A 13,187-nucleotide genomic window follows, 5' to 3' on the forward strand; every position below is an offset into this window, starting at 1 on the left:
GACGTCGTGGTCGCGGCCGGCACCACGACAAGGCCGCCGGGTCGGGGATCGCTCCCCGGCCCGGCGGCCTCGTGGATGAGTCAGCCGAAGCTGCTCAGGCGGTCAGGACCTCAGTCCTCGACACCGTCGGCGATGTCGTCCTGGATGCCCTGGGACACCGCGGAGGTGCCACCGAAGATGACGACCTTGCTGGCGCCGAGGCGAGCGATCTCCGCCTCGATGCCCATGCCGTGGGTGCCGTCCAGGTTGGCAGCGCTGCCCGGGACCAGCAGGACGGGGACGTCCTCGGACCCGGCCAGGGCGCCGCCCGCGAGGGCGTCGGCGTACTGCTGGCCGGTGGCCACGTACACGACGTCGGCGGACTCGTAGCCGGCCGAGATGGCCAGACCCGTCTTGTACCGGTCGGCGCCGGAGAGACGGTCGGAGGCGCCCACCTCGGCGGCGACGGCGTCGCTGACGGCCGAGGTGCCACCCAGCACGACCACGTTGGCGTCCGGGACGGTCGCCAGGTAGTCGGCGGTCGCCGCCGGCACGCTGTCGGACTCGACCAGGACGATCGGGGCGTTGTCCCGCCCGGCCGCGGCCGAGCCGGCCAGCGCGTCGGCGAAGGCCTTGTCACCGTCGCCACGGGCGACGTAGACGGTCGAGGGGTTGTCGAACTCGGCGGCCAGCAGGGCGGCCGTCTCGTAGCGGTTGTTGCCGCCGACGCGACGGACGTCGTCGGCGTAGTCGCCGAGCTCGGCCTCGATACCGGCGGTCACGACGCCCTCACCACCCAGGACGACGATGTTGTCCGGGGCCAGGTCGGTCAGGGCCTCCTTGACCTGGGTGTGGAACTTGGCGGAGGACAGGTCCTCGTCCTGGCCGCGCACCAGCAGCACCGGAGCGGCGTCGCCCTCCGGGGTCTCCAGGGTGCCGACCTGGCCGTTGGCCGCGGCGGCACCGCCGGCGAGCGCGTCGGCGAAGCCCTGGCCCGTGGTGACGTACACCGTGTTGACGTCGTCACCGTAGTAGGTGGAGATCTCCGCAGCGGTGTCGTAGCGGTGGGCACCCTCGTAGCGCACGACCTCCAGGGCCGGGGGCTCCGGCTCGTCGTCGTCGACCGCGTCGAACAGCGCCGGCAGGTTCAGGCTGCCCTCACCGAAGGTCTCGTTGTTCTCGTCCGGGCCGCCACAGGTCGGGTCCGCGCTGTCGATGGCGGACTCGTCCAGCAGGGCGATGGTGCCGTCGACGTCACCGACCAGCTCGGGGAACTCGCTCCACAGCAGGGCGATCGAGCCGGCCGCGTGCGGGGCCGCCATCGAAGTGCCGGTCATCAGGCTGTAGCCGCCACCGGGCACCGAGGAGAGCACGTCGGTGCCGGGGGCGCCGATGTCCACACCGGGCTCGAGGTCCTCACCGGGACCGCGGCTGGAGGACTCGTTGATGGTGCCGTCCTGCTGGTAGTTGCCGACGGAGTAGGCGCCGTCGTTCCACGCGAAGGACCCGACGGTGTCACAGCCGGGGCCCTCGTTGCCCGAGGAGAACACGCCGAACATGCCGGCGGCCCGCCAGGACTCCAGGAGCTCGTTGATCTCCGGGTCCGGCACCTGACCGGCGGTCAGGCCCCAGGAGTTGTTGATGATGTTGGGCCGCTGGGCCGGGTCGGGGTCGGAGCCGTCGATCCGGGTCGGGGCCAGGAACCACTCCCAGGTGGCGAGCAGGTCCGCGCCGTTGACGCAGCAGCCGGAGGTGCCGATCCACTGGGCGCCCGGGGCGACGCCGATCTGGTTGTCGCCGTCCTCGCCGACCATGGTGCCCGTCACGTGGGTGCCGTGGCCGTGGGTGTCGATCGGGGTGTCGCTGCCCCCGGTGCTGTCGAACCAGTTGTAGTCGTCGGAGCCGGTCTCGGTCCCGCGGTAGGAGGGAGCCAGGGCCGGGTGGTCGCCCTCGACACCGGTGTCAAAGGTGCCGACGACGATGCCCTCACCGGTCGTGCCGTACTCGTCCCAGATCTGGGGGGCGCCGATGTTGTCCAGGCCCCAGGTGGTCTCCTGCGGGGCGAGGTCGGAGGAGCTGCTCACGGGCTCGACCAGGGTCGGCGTCCAGTCGGCGCCGATGCTGTTCACGGAGTGGGTGCCGACCAGGGAGTCGACCAGCGCGCTGTCGGCGTTCTCGACGAACACCGAGTTGTTCACCCAGAAGGTGCGGTACTCGACGCCGGCCTCGTCCAGCTGGGCCACCACGTCGGCCTGGGCCTGCTCGGAGTAGGTCGTCAGGGTGTCGTAGACGAACTGCCCCCGGTCTTCCCAGGACATGCCGTAGGCGGCCGACAGGTCGGCCTTGCCGCCCAGGTACACCCAGACGTCGGTCGTGCCGTTCTCCTCGAGCTGAGCCTCGACCTCGCTGGTGACGATGGCCAGGCCCGTGTCGTCGTGCTCCGGCGCTGCCCCGGCGGTCATGGCGGGAGCCATGCCGGCCAGGAGCCCGAAGGCCGCGACGGCCACCAGGCCGCGACGGGTCCTCTTGCTTGCTTGAACCACTGTTCCCCATTTCGATGTGCACAGCGGGAGGCCCCAAGCGGTCCCCCCGGCGGTGAGCCTCGGACGCCCTCCCGCGGAAGGAAACCTAGCAGGCGCACCGGCACGGGACCCAATCGGGGTCGGGTCCGCGCCAGGGGCCCGACGGGGCCGGTCAGACGTGTTCGTCAGTCGTTCACCCGGGCGTCAGCCGGCCGACACCGGCTGGCCCGTCTTCAACTCCTTGGCGCTGGCGCAGAGAGCGTCCAGGGTGGCCCTGACGGCGGGGACCCGCTGCAGGTCGGGGGTGGTGACCATCTGCACGGCGCGGCTGGAGTGGGGGCGGACCGGTCGGGTGACCACGTCCGGGTGGGAGACGGAGGAGAGGATCAGCTGGGGCACCAGGGCCACCCCGAGTCCGGCGGCGACCAGACCGAGCACCGCGACGTAGTCCTCGGTCTCGAACGACACGTCGGGGGTGAAGCCTGCGGTGTGGCTCAGGGACAACAGGTGGCCGCGACAACGGGGGCACCCGGCGATCCAGGACTCCCCGGACAGCTCGGCAAGGTGGATCTCGTCCTGGTCGGCCAGCGGGTGGTCGGCGGGCAGTGCTGCGAGCACCGGGTCGTCGAGGACGTCGCGCACCACCAGCCCCTGAAGGTCGTCCTCGCCCCGCCCGACGTCGGTGCCGTCGTAGGTGAAGGCCACGGCGAGGTCGCAGGTGCCCTCGCGTAGCGCGGCCAGGGACTCCGGTGGCTCGCCCTCGGAGAACTGGACCACGATGCCCGGGTGCGCCGCCTTGACGCGGGCCAGGGCGCGCGGCACCAGGGTCGCCGAGGAGGAGGGAAAGGCCATCAGGCGGACCCGTCCCGCCTGGAGTCCGGCGATGGCCGAGACCTCTGCCTGGGCGTTGTCCAGGGCGGCCAGCACGTGGACGGCGTGCCGGGCCAGCACCTCGCCGGCCTCGGTCAGCCGGACGCTGCGGCCGTTGCGCTCGACCAGGGCGGTCCCGCTGCGCTTCTCCAGGCGCCGCACCATCTGGGAGATCGCGGGCTGGGTGTAGCCCAGGGAGTGCGCCGCGGCAGTGAAGCTGCCCTCATCGGCGATGGCCTTCATGACCCGAAGTCCCGCTGCGTCGAACATTCCCAAACGATAACGCAACCTAATGGCAGGGGACAGGTTCGCAACAGGCGGGGCGAGCATTAGTTGTGATTATGAAAATCTAACAGATTCCTTCGTTGCGTCATGGGGCGAGATCGGCGACAGTGGAGGGTATGTCGACAGTCGCCGCCGGTGCTCAGCTCACGCCCGCCGCCGAGTCGGTGCCCGAGCAGGCCGCTCGGTCCTGGGAGCGGGTGCCCGGCTACCTGAACGCCGCCACGCTCGGACTGCCGCCCCGCCACGTGGTCACGGCCATGCAGGAGGCCGTCGCCGAGTGGGCCGCTGGCCGTGCCTGCCCCACCCGCTACGACGGCCACGTCAACGCCGCGCGCCGTTCCTACGCGGACCTGGTGGGGGTGCCGGTGAGCCAGGTGGCCGTCGGTTCCCAGACGTCGGTGTTCGCCGGCGGGGTGGCCGCCTCGCTGCCGGACGGTGCCGAGGTGGTGGCGATCGAGGACGACTTCACCTCGATCCTTTTCCCGTTCCTGGTGCAGCAGCAGGCCGGCCGCGACCTCACCGTGCGGCTGGTGCCCCGAGAGGGGCTCGCGGACGCGGTGGGGGACTCGACCGACCTCGTCGTGTTCAGCCTGGTGCAGAGCGCCTGCGGCCGGCTCGTCGACGCGGCCGCGGTGACCGAGGCAGCCGCCCGGCACGGGGCCCTGACCCTGTGCGACACCACGCAGGCCGCGGGCTGGATGCCCGTGGAGGCGGGCATGTTCGACCTCACCGTCTGCTCGGCATACAAGTGGTTGTGCCAGCCCCGCGGCACCGCCTACCTGACGGTGCGCCCGGACGTGGCCGAGCGGCTCCAGCCGGTCGCCGCCGGCTGGTACGCCGGGGAGTCCATCTGGGCCTCGACCTACGGACCGGGCATGCACCTGGCGCAGGACGCCCGTCGCTTCGACGTGTCGCCGGCGTGGCTCAGCTGGGTCGGGGCCGAAGCCGCCGGCGAGGTGTTCGCCGGGCTCTCCATGGAGCAGGTGCGGGAGCACACCGGCGGGCTGGCCGACCGGGTGCGGGAGGTGCTCGGGCACGAGCCGTGCGGCCGACCGGTCCTGGCGCTGCCGGACCCCGGGGGTGAGTTGGCCACCCGACTGGCCGAGGCCGGCGCCGTGGTCGCCTCGCGCGGCGGCGGTGTCCGGATCGCCTTCCACCTGTGGAACACCGAGGACGACGCGGACCTGGTCCGCTCGGTGCTGACCGCCTGAGCCGGGGGCAACCCGCCCCGACAACTCGCCGTCACCTCCCGGTCCGGGTGTCGTTCACACGCGGGTCACGCACACCCTCTTCCCTGGGGGTGTGCTGCACCACCACATCCCGACCGGCGACCCGGTCGCCGCCCAACTGGAGGCGGCCCGGGCCCAGGCGCACCACGGCCCCGCCGCCACCGGCACCCGCCACGGCACCGCCCTGTGCCTGTCCGGCGGAGGGTTCCGGGCCGCGCTGTTCCACCTGGGCGCCGTCCGCCGGCTCAACGAGCTCGGCGTGCTGGCCAGGCTCCGCACGGTCAGCGCCGTGTCCGGGGGAGCCCTGGTGGCGAACCTCCTGGCCGACCCCCGCCTGGTCTGGCCCGATCCGGACGGACCTCCCGCGCCGGTGCAGGGCCTGGAGGAGTTCGTCGCCGAGCCGCTGCGCCGCCTGACCGCCCGCAACGTGCGCACCCCCGCCCTGCTCGCCCGGTTGCAGCCGTGGCGCGGGGGGCGGTCCGGCGCCATGATCCAGACCCTCGCCGGGGAGCTGCTCGCGGTCGTCCCGTGGTGGGGGACGGACCTGCGGGAGGCCCGGCGGGGCGGTCCCGCCATCCTGACCACGGCCACGGAGGTCGGCTACGGCGTCACCTGGCTGTTCGCCGACGCCCGCAGCATCGGGCCGCGCGGCCGGATCGGTGACCACCGGCTCGGCTACGCGGCGCCGCCGCCCGGCCTGCGGGTGGTCGACGCGGCCAGCGCCTCCCTGGCCTACCCACCCATCTTTGAGCCGCTCGTGCTGGACGGGTCCGGGCTGGGGCTGGTCGGTGGGGTGCCCGACGCCGATGAGGACTCGAGCGTCCACGACGCGATCGGTGGCCGCATCGAGCTGGCAGACGGGGGTGTGGTCGACAACCTGGCGATCGAGCAGGTGTGGGCCGACCACGAGGCGGTGCTCGTCAGCGATGGCGGCGCGGTCTTCCGCGGGAGGGGCCCGGGGTCGGTGTTCGGGCAGCTCTGGCACCTGCTGTCCATCGCCTCCTCCGGTGGCCACACCACGCGGTTGCGCTGGTTGCGGGCCAGCTTCTCCCAGGGGCTGGTGGAGGGAGCGACCTGGTCGATGGAGGCCTCGAACGCCGTCGCCCCCGCTGTCCCGGAGCACCGTCCCGGCGCCGGCGGCCCGCTCTACCCCCCGGACACGGTCGCCGTGATCAACCGGGTGCGGACCGACCTGGACGCCTTCGACCCCGCCGAGCAGATGGTGCTGGAACGCCACGGCTACCTGGTCGCCGACGACTCGCTGCGCCGTCACGCACCGCAGCTCGTGCCCCGCCTGGTGCCGCTGCGCCCACCCCACGACGCCGTCGGGGACCCCGACTGGGTCACCGAACTGCTGGCCGGGTCCGACCGGGTCCGACCCTGGGGCCGGGCCACCCTGGAGACCGCGGCCAGGTGACTGCCCGCCCGCGGGCGGATCGGCATACGGTGGACCGGTGGACCCCTCCCTCGCCCTGCCGCCGCGGACCGAGGTCGACGAGGCGGCGTATGCCGAGTTGCGGCGCACGGTGGCGGCCGGCCGTGTCGTGGTGCTCGCCGGGGCGGGCATGTCGACGGCCTCGGGGATCCCCGACTACCGCGGGCCCGACGGTCAGCGCCGGGTGCAACCGATGCAGTACGCCGAGTTCCTGGCGTCCACCGAGAACCGGCGCCGTTACTGGGCCCGGAGCTTCGCGGGGTGGCGACGCTTCGCGGCGGCCGGACCCAACGCCGCCCACCGGGCCCTCGCGGCGCTGGAGACGGCTGGCCTGGTGTCGGGGGTGATCACCCAGAACGTCGACGGTCTGCACCAGCAGGCCGGCTCCCGCAACGTCCTGGAGCTGCACGGGAACCTGGCCCGGGTGATCTGCCTGTCCTGTGACGAGGCCTACGACCGGGAGGTCGTGCACGAGTGGCTGGCCCTGGCGAACCCGGGGTTCACGGCCGACGCGGGGCAGGTGCGACCGGACGGTGACGTGGTGCTGCCCGAAGGCGCGGTGGCGCGTTTCCGGCTAGCGCACTGCGTGGTGTGTGGCTCGGACCGGCTGAAGCCGGACGTGGTGTTCTTCGGCGGGTCGGTCGCCAAACCGCTGGTGGAGCGGGCCTTCGAGATGGTCGAGCAGGCGGGGGCGCTGCTGGTCGCGGGGTCCTCCCTACAGGTGATGAGCGGATACCGGTTCGTGCGGCGTGCCGCCCGGCTCGACATGCCCGTGATCTTGCTGACACGTGGTGCCACCCGTGCCGAGGCCGAGGCCACGATCAGGCTCGATGCGCTCCTGGGCGACGTGCTGCCCCGCCTCGTCGACGACCTCGGGTGAGGGAGTGCGCGACGGCGTGACCGCGCCACGGTGGTCCCGGTCGCGCCGGCGCCGGGGGAGGGCTACCGTCGGAGACAGGGACCGGGACGTCCCCGCTCCCTTTCGCCCGGAGGTGCGCGATGAGCATGACGCAGGAGCAGCTATCGGGGGCGGCCGGCCAGCCAGTGTTCGACTTGGACCGGCGCCCGGCGGGCCACTTGGTGGAGGTCTTCCTCGACTCCGGTGACGGGCACCCCGCATGGGCGCTCATCCGGCACGGTGAAGGGGTCCGGGTCGTGCCGTTGTATGGCGCGGTCCAGCACGAGGACGGGCTTCTGGTGCCCTACTCCGGGGAGGCGATCGAGTACGGCCCGACGCTGACCGAGGACCCCGACGCGGTGCAGGCCACGCCGGACGCGTGGCTGACCTACTACGGGCTGCGCGGGGCGGTGGGGGCCGACCCGGAGCTTGACGTCCCCGCCGAGCAGGAGCACCTGGCGCGCGGTCTCTCCGGCTACTCCTCGGACCGTCCCGCGGCGCACGCTGCCTCCTATGCCGGCGGGCACCACCCTGGAGCCCAGCATCTGCAGCGCATGGGTTTGTACCCCGGGTGAGGGGGTCCGCAGAGATGACGGTGCCGCCCGCCGAAGGGGTTGGAGGGGTCGGCGGGCGGCACCGGTCTGTGCCGCGACACAGCACCGCCCGTCCGGGCGGCTGGCGCGGGTGTCCTCAGATGCGGCGTAGCACCGCCGTGACCTTGCCCAGGATCACGGCGTGGTCGCCGTCGATCGGGTCGTAGGCCTCGTTGTGCGGCATGAGCCAGACCTTGCCGTCCTTGCGGCGCAGGGTCTTGACGGTGGCCTCGTCGTCGAGGAGCGCGGCCACGATGTCGCCGTTGTCGGCATCCTGCTGCCGCTGCACCACGACCCAGTCACCGTGGCAGATCGCGGCGTCCACCATGGAGTCGCCGACGACGTTGAGCAGGAAGACCTCGCCGTCCCCGACGAGTTGCTTGGGCAGCGGGAAGATGTCCTCGACCGCCTCCTCTGCCAGGATCGGCCCGCCGGCGGCGATCCGGCCCACGAGCGGCACGTACTGGGCCTCCGGGCGGGCATCGCCGATGCCGGTCTCGTCAGCGAACCCTGACGGGACCGCAGCCTCGTCGTGGTCGGCGGCCACGCCGCCTCCTGCGGACCTGCGGTAGCCGGTGCTCTGCCCGTCAGCCCCGGGCAGCACGATCTCGATCGCCCGCGGCCGGTTCGGGTCCCGGCGCAGGTAGCCCTTGCGTTCCAGCATCTTGAGTTGGTGTGCCACCGAGGAGGGGGAGGTGAGCCCGACGACCTCGCCGATCTCGCGCAGGCTGGGGGGATAGCCCCGCGTGTCGACCGACTCGCGGATCATGTCCAGCACCCTGCGCTGCCGCACGGTCAGCTCCGGGCGGCTTGCGTCACGGTCCGGGAACTCGTGGATCTTGGCCATTGTCTTCTCCTACCCCTCGTGCCTATTCCTGCTGGTCAGACGCTCTGTCGGTGGCGTCTGTTGTGCTGTGCCTCATGAACAAGCGTACGACCAAGACCCGCCGTGGGCAAACATCTGTTCGACGCGGCGTGTCGACAGGAGTCGTACGACTGTGCTACACATGGGACAGACGTTCTATCGCACGCGTGTTCGCGACGATCGGGACGACCGACGAAAGGGAGAGCCAATGAGCGCAGCACCGGTACTGCACGACCTGGACGACGCACCCGCGCAGCGGGGCAGCCGGGGCGGTCGCGGGCACCTGCGGCTGGTCCGCCCGGGCGAGCCGGCTCCGGTCCAGGCCCACCCGGCGACGCCCGCCCGGTTGCGGGTGGTGGGTGAGGACGCGAGGACCACGGCCCCGCGCCGGGCGCGCGCCCGCATCACGCGACGGGGCCGCCTCGTCGTGACCGGCACCGTCTCCCTGTTGGTGGCCGTCTCGGTGGCGGCCCTGGTCGCCACGATGGCGCCCGCGGGGGCGTCGAGCTCGGAGACCGTGGTCGTGCAGCCGGGGCAGACCCTGTCCCAGATCGCGGCCACCGAGTTGCCGGAGCTGCCCCTGGACGCGGCGATCGTGCAGATCCAGTTGGCCAACGAGATGAACACGTTGCACGTGCAGGCGGGCCAGACCCTGGAGATCCCCGGCAACTGAGCAGCAGGCGACGATCCCCGCGGGCTGGAGGGGAGCCCTCAGTTCTCGGGGGTGCGCCCGTCTTCCTCGGGGGAGGGCTCGCTGTCCGCGGAGGACTCGCTGTCTTCGGCCATGACGGCATCCCACAGGGCGCCCATCTGGTCGACGGGTAGGTAGAAGCCGCTGATGTTGGAGTCGAACATCAGCCCCGCGATGTCGGCGGAGCGGTACGCGGCCGCCGAGTCGACGACCTCACCGGGCGGCAGGGCGATGGCGGCCAGGTCCTCGCCCTCGGCGATCATCTGCTGCTGTACGGCAAAATGCCGAGCGCGGGCGGCGTCGGTGAAGGCCAGCAGCACCAGCTGACCGTCGACCTCCGCGGCGGCAGGTGACTCCAGCCCCTCCTCACCGACCGCGATGAACCACCAGTGCGGCAGGTGCATGGTCACGCGCCACAGGGCGGCCATGCCGACCCTGTCGTCCGGACCCTGGACCTGCGCGACGAGACGGTCGATCTCCGACTCCCCGGGCGTCGGCTCGCCGGTCGCCGGGAGCACCGGGTCGGAGGGCGCACGGTCGTCGTGCTGTGGTTCGTGAGGGTCACTCATGCCTCCACCTCACCACAAAACCGGGGTGCATACCGCATTGTCGACCGGGATCAGACCCCGTCTGCCGCGGTCAGGACCGGTCCGTGGCCCTGGAGGGCAAGCACCGTTTCGTCGGCGCTGACGGTGACGCGTTCGCCGCGGACCGACAGGTCCACCGGCTCTCCCGACTCCACCTGGAGGGCGATCTCCTCCTGTCGCACGGTGACCCGCAGCCGGGACCCGTGCCAGGACATCGGCCAGGACAGTTCGCTCCAGTCCGCCGGCAGCCGGGGGTCGAGCGTGAGCTCGCCGTGGTGGTCCCGCATGCCGCCGAATCCGCCGACCAGGGCGCTCCACACGCCACCGGTGGAGGCCACGTGGACCCCGTCGGTGGTGTTGCCGTGCCGGTCACTGAGGTCGACGAACAGACCCGCGTAGAAGTAGCGCAGCGCCAGATCGGCGTGGCCCACCTCGGCGGCGACGATGGACTGCACGACCGCGGACAGCGTCGAGTCACCCGTGGTGATCGGGTCGTAGTACTCGAAGTTGGCCCGCTTCTCCTCGGCAGAGAAGTCCTGCCCCGACAGGTACATCGCCAGCACCACGTCGGCCTGCTTGAGCACCTGGAACCGGTAGATGACCAGGGGGTGGTAGTGCAGCAGCAGGGGCCGCTTGTCCGCCGGCGTGGTCTCCAGGTCCCAGACCTCGCGCTCCAGGAAGTGCGTGTCCTGGGGATGCACCCCGACCGCCGCGTCGTAGGGGATGAACATGCCCTCGGCGGCGGCCTGCCAGGCCTCGACCTCGTGGGGCTGCAGCCCGAGCCGGGCCACCGCGCGGGCGTGCCCGGCCGGGTCGGTAGCGGCCAGCTCGGTGATCGCCGACACGGCACGGTCCAGGTTGTGGCGGGCCATCACGTTGGTGAACAGGTTGTCGTTCACCACGGTGGTGTATTCGTCCGGGCCGGTGACACCGTGGATGTGGAAGGCCTTGTCCCCGTTGCCCTGCCAGAACCCCAGGTCGGCCCACAGCCGGGCCGTCTCCACCAGGATGTCCAGGCCCTCGTTGAGCAGGAAACCCCGGTCGCCGGTCGCTCGGACGTACTTGTCGAGGGCAAAGGCGATATCGGCGTCGATGTGGTACTGCGCGGTGCCGGCGGCGAAGTAGGCGGAGGCTTCCTTGCCGTTGATCGTGCGCCACGGGAAGAGGGCGCCCTCCTGGGCCAGCTCGGCCGCCCTGGCGCGGGCCGCCCCGAGCATCCGGTGCCGGAACTGCAGGGCGTTGCGCGCCGCCTGCGAGGAGGTGTAGGTCAGGAACGGCAGCACGTAGATCTCGGTGTCCCAGAAGTAGTGGCCGCCGTAGCCGGAGCCGGACACCCCCTTGGCCGGGACCCCACTGCTGTCGGCGCGGGCGGACGCCTGCGCGAGCTGGAACAGGTTCCACCGGACGGCCTGCTGCAGGGCCGGCTGGTCGGCGATCCGGACGTCGGAGCGGCGCCAGAAGTCCTCCAGCCAGGCCCGCTGGTCGGCCACCAGGGCGTCAGGCCCGGCAGCGGTGACGCGGTCCAGGGTGCGCCAGCACCGGTCGGCGAGCTCCCGGACGGGCACCCCCTTGGAGGTGTGCACCGCGACCGTCTTGGTCAGCCGGATCGGCTGGCCCCGACGTGCCGTCACGGAGTACACGTGCTTGGCCAGGTCCTCCTCGGCGGTGATCTCCTCGGTGAAGTCGCACTCGGTGTCGAGCGTGTGCTCGGCCGCCACTGCGATTGTCATCCGGGACTCGTGGCAGCGGTAGCCCAGGAGCATCCGGTCCTCCCGCACCTCGCTGGCCTGGGGGTCCAGCACCCGGCGGGAGAACTGCTCGGCCTTGCGGGGATCCATCCCCTCGCCCATGGCGGCGGCGCTGACGTGGTACTCGTCGGAGCCGTCCTGCCGGTTCAGCAGCTGGGAGGACAGCACGACCGGGGCGTCGCCGTCGAGGAGCTCGACCTCCATCTGGAGTAGCGCGACGTGTCGCTCGGTGAAACTGACCATCCGGGAGGAGGTGATCCGCACCCGGGTCCCCGAGCTGGTCGCCCAGAGCACCTCGCGGCGCAGCACCCCGTCACGGAAGTCGAGGGTCCTCTCGTAGCCGTCGAGGTCGGCGTCGGCGAGCAGCAGGGGCTCGTCGTCGATGTAGAGCTTGATGGTCTTGGGGTCGGGGATGTTGACGATCGTCTGCCCCACCCTGGCCAGCCCGAACGCGTCCTCGGCGTGCTCGATCTTCCAGGTCTCGTGGAAGCCGTTCACGAACGTGCCGTGGGTGTGGGTGTCCCGCCCCTCCTCGGGGTTGCCGCGCATCCCCAGGTAGCCGTTGCCGACGGCGAAGAGGGTCTCGGTCTGCCCGAGGTCGGTGGTGTCGTAGGCCGTCTCGCGCAGCGCCCACTCATCGATCGGGAACCGGGTGCGCTCGAGCGGGTCGACTGGTGCCGGAGGCAGGTGCGGTGACGGGTGCTCCAGGTGGGTCATCCTGCCCCGCCCTCCCCGCCGAGCTCGTCGGCGTCGACGGGGTCGCTGGGCACGATCAGGTCAGCCAGGTCCTCCACGACCAGCTCGGCGCCCGCGCCGGTGAGCGCCTGCGCACCCGCCCCGCGGTCGACGCCAACGACCAGGCCGAAGTCACCGGCGGCGCCGGCCCGGACCCCGCTGATCGCGTCCTCCAGCACCACGCACAGGGTGGTGGGGACGCCGAGCTGCTCCGCGGCATACGTGAAGGTGTCCGGCTCGGGTTTGCCGGGCAGGCCCTGCTCGGAGGCGACGGTCCCGTCCACGACGACGGTGAACCGGTCGGCCAGGCCGGCGGTCCGCAGCACGTCCCCGGCGTTGCGCGAGGAGCTGACCACCGCGACCTGGACCCCGCACTCGGCCAGGTGGTCCAACAGGAGGACGGACCCGGCATACGGGTCGATCCCCTCGGTGTGGAGCACCTCGTTGAACAGGACGTTCTTGCGGTTGCCCAGCCCGCACACGGTGCGGGCGTCAGGGTCGTCACCGGGGTCACCCTGCGGCAGGTCGATGCCGCGCGAGGCCAGGAAGGCGGCCACTCCCTCGTAGCGCGGCTTGCCGTCCACGTGGGCGTAGTAGTCCTCGTCGGTGTAGGGCGCCTGGCCCTCCTGGTCGGCGAGGAAGTCGGTGAACATCCGGCTCCAGGCTCGCATGTGCACCTCCGCCGTGGGGGTGAGGACACCGTCGAGGTCGAACAGGGCTGCGTCGTAGTCGTCCCAGTGCACCCGCCCA

Annotated in this window: 11 protein-coding genes; 5 read left to right on the forward strand and 6 right to left on the reverse strand. The window is 72.0% G+C overall.

Annotated elements, in window-relative coordinates:
- Nucleotides 1-110 precede the first annotated feature (110 nt).
- A complete protein-coding gene (locus tag AC1QRC_RS08325; protein WP_484206304.1) occupies nucleotides 111-2,486 on the reverse strand; it encodes a cell wall-binding repeat-containing protein in 2,376 nt (791 codons plus the stop codon).
- Nucleotides 2,487-2,705: 219 nt separating this feature from the next.
- Nucleotides 2,706-3,641 carry a LysR family transcriptional regulator gene (locus AC1QRC_RS08330; protein ID WP_484206305.1) on the reverse strand — a complete coding sequence of 312 codons (936 nt, stop codon included), beginning with the start codon at nucleotides 3,639-3,641 and terminating at the stop codon, nucleotides 2,706-2,708.
- Nucleotides 3,642-3,772: 131 nt separating this feature from the next.
- Between AC1QRC_RS08330 and AC1QRC_RS08335 the strand changes: the two genes are divergently transcribed.
- From AC1QRC_RS08335 to AC1QRC_RS08350, 4 genes are all read left to right on the forward strand, one after another.
- Nucleotides 3,773-4,867, forward strand: coding sequence for an aminotransferase class V-fold PLP-dependent enzyme (locus AC1QRC_RS08335; protein WP_484206306.1), 1,095 nt, complete (start codon nucleotides 3,773-3,775; stop codon nucleotides 4,865-4,867).
- Nucleotides 4,868-4,958: 91 nt separating this feature from the next.
- Nucleotides 4,959-6,302, forward strand: coding sequence for a patatin-like phospholipase family protein (locus AC1QRC_RS08340; RefSeq protein ID WP_484206307.1), 1,344 nt, complete (start codon nucleotides 4,959-4,961; stop codon nucleotides 6,300-6,302).
- Nucleotides 6,303-6,339: 37 nt separating this feature from the next.
- Nucleotides 6,340-7,200 carry an NAD-dependent protein deacetylase gene (locus AC1QRC_RS08345; RefSeq protein WP_484206308.1) on the forward strand — a complete coding sequence of 287 codons (861 nt, stop codon included), beginning with the start codon at nucleotides 6,340-6,342 and terminating at the stop codon, nucleotides 7,198-7,200.
- Between the two features lie 119 nt (nucleotides 7,201-7,319).
- Nucleotides 7,320-7,793, forward strand: a complete 474-nt coding sequence (locus AC1QRC_RS08350) for a hypothetical protein (protein WP_484206309.1) — start codon at nucleotides 7,320-7,322, stop codon at nucleotides 7,791-7,793.
- A gap of 115 nt (nucleotides 7,794-7,908) precedes the next feature.
- On the opposite strand, the gene lexA is transcribed toward AC1QRC_RS08350, so the two are convergent.
- Complete coding sequence (gene lexA / locus AC1QRC_RS08355) at nucleotides 7,909-8,658, reverse strand: transcriptional repressor LexA (RefSeq protein ID WP_484206310.1); 750 nt, start codon at nucleotides 8,656-8,658, stop codon at nucleotides 7,909-7,911.
- Nucleotides 8,659-8,884: 226 nt separating this feature from the next.
- On the opposite strand from lexA, the gene AC1QRC_RS08360 reads away from it, so the two are divergent.
- Nucleotides 8,885-9,349 carry a LysM peptidoglycan-binding domain-containing protein gene (locus tag AC1QRC_RS08360; RefSeq protein ID WP_484206312.1) on the forward strand — a complete coding sequence of 155 codons (465 nt, stop codon included), beginning with the start codon at nucleotides 8,885-8,887 and terminating at the stop codon, nucleotides 9,347-9,349.
- Nucleotides 9,350-9,387: 38 nt separating this feature from the next.
- On the opposite strand, the gene AC1QRC_RS08365 is transcribed toward AC1QRC_RS08360, so the two are convergent.
- From AC1QRC_RS08365 to AC1QRC_RS08375, 3 genes are read right to left on the reverse strand one after another with little or no spacing between them, the layout of a single operon-like run.
- Entirely contained in the window at nucleotides 9,388-9,936 is a 549-nt protein-coding gene (locus AC1QRC_RS08365) for a hypothetical protein (protein WP_484206313.1), read from the reverse strand.
- Nucleotides 9,937-9,986: 50 nt separating this feature from the next.
- Entirely contained in the window at nucleotides 9,987-12,419 is a 2,433-nt protein-coding gene (locus tag AC1QRC_RS08370) for a glycoside hydrolase family 65 protein (RefSeq protein WP_484206314.1), read from the reverse strand.
- Nucleotides 12,416-13,180 (reverse strand): HAD family hydrolase, encoded by a 765-nt coding sequence (locus tag AC1QRC_RS08375; protein ID WP_484206315.1) that lies wholly within the window; start codon nucleotides 13,178-13,180, stop codon nucleotides 12,416-12,418. The genes AC1QRC_RS08370 and AC1QRC_RS08375 overlap by 4 nt, the downstream gene beginning before the upstream one ends.
- Nucleotides 13,181-13,187 lie beyond the last annotated feature (7 nt).

This window comes from Ornithinicoccus sp. (genome assembly GCF_057176825.1).

What these genes read in the sequence shown, in the direction of transcription:
- lexA (WP_484206310.1), bottom strand. Translation starts at nt 8,658, where the DNA reads ATGGCCAAGATCCACGAGTTCCCGGACCGTGACGCAAGCCGCCCGGAG.
- AC1QRC_RS08330 (WP_484206305.1), bottom strand. Translation starts at nt 3,641, where the DNA reads ATGTTCGACGCAGCGGGACTTCGGGTCATGAAGGCCATCGCCGATGAG.
- AC1QRC_RS08335 (WP_484206306.1), top strand. Translation starts at nt 3,773, where the DNA reads ATGTCGACAGTCGCCGCCGGTGCTCAGCTCACGCCCGCCGCCGAGTCG.
- AC1QRC_RS08350 (WP_484206309.1), top strand. Translation starts at nt 7,320, where the DNA reads ATGAGCATGACGCAGGAGCAGCTATCGGGGGCGGCCGGCCAGCCAGTG.
- AC1QRC_RS08365 (WP_484206313.1), bottom strand. Translation starts at nt 9,936, where the DNA reads ATGAGTGACCCTCACGAACCACAGCACGACGACCGTGCGCCCTCCGAC.
- AC1QRC_RS08360 (WP_484206312.1), top strand. Translation starts at nt 8,885, where the DNA reads ATGAGCGCAGCACCGGTACTGCACGACCTGGACGACGCACCCGCGCAG.
- AC1QRC_RS08370 (WP_484206314.1), bottom strand. Translation starts at nt 12,419, where the DNA reads ATGACCCACCTGGAGCACCCGTCACCGCACCTGCCTCCGGCACCAGTC.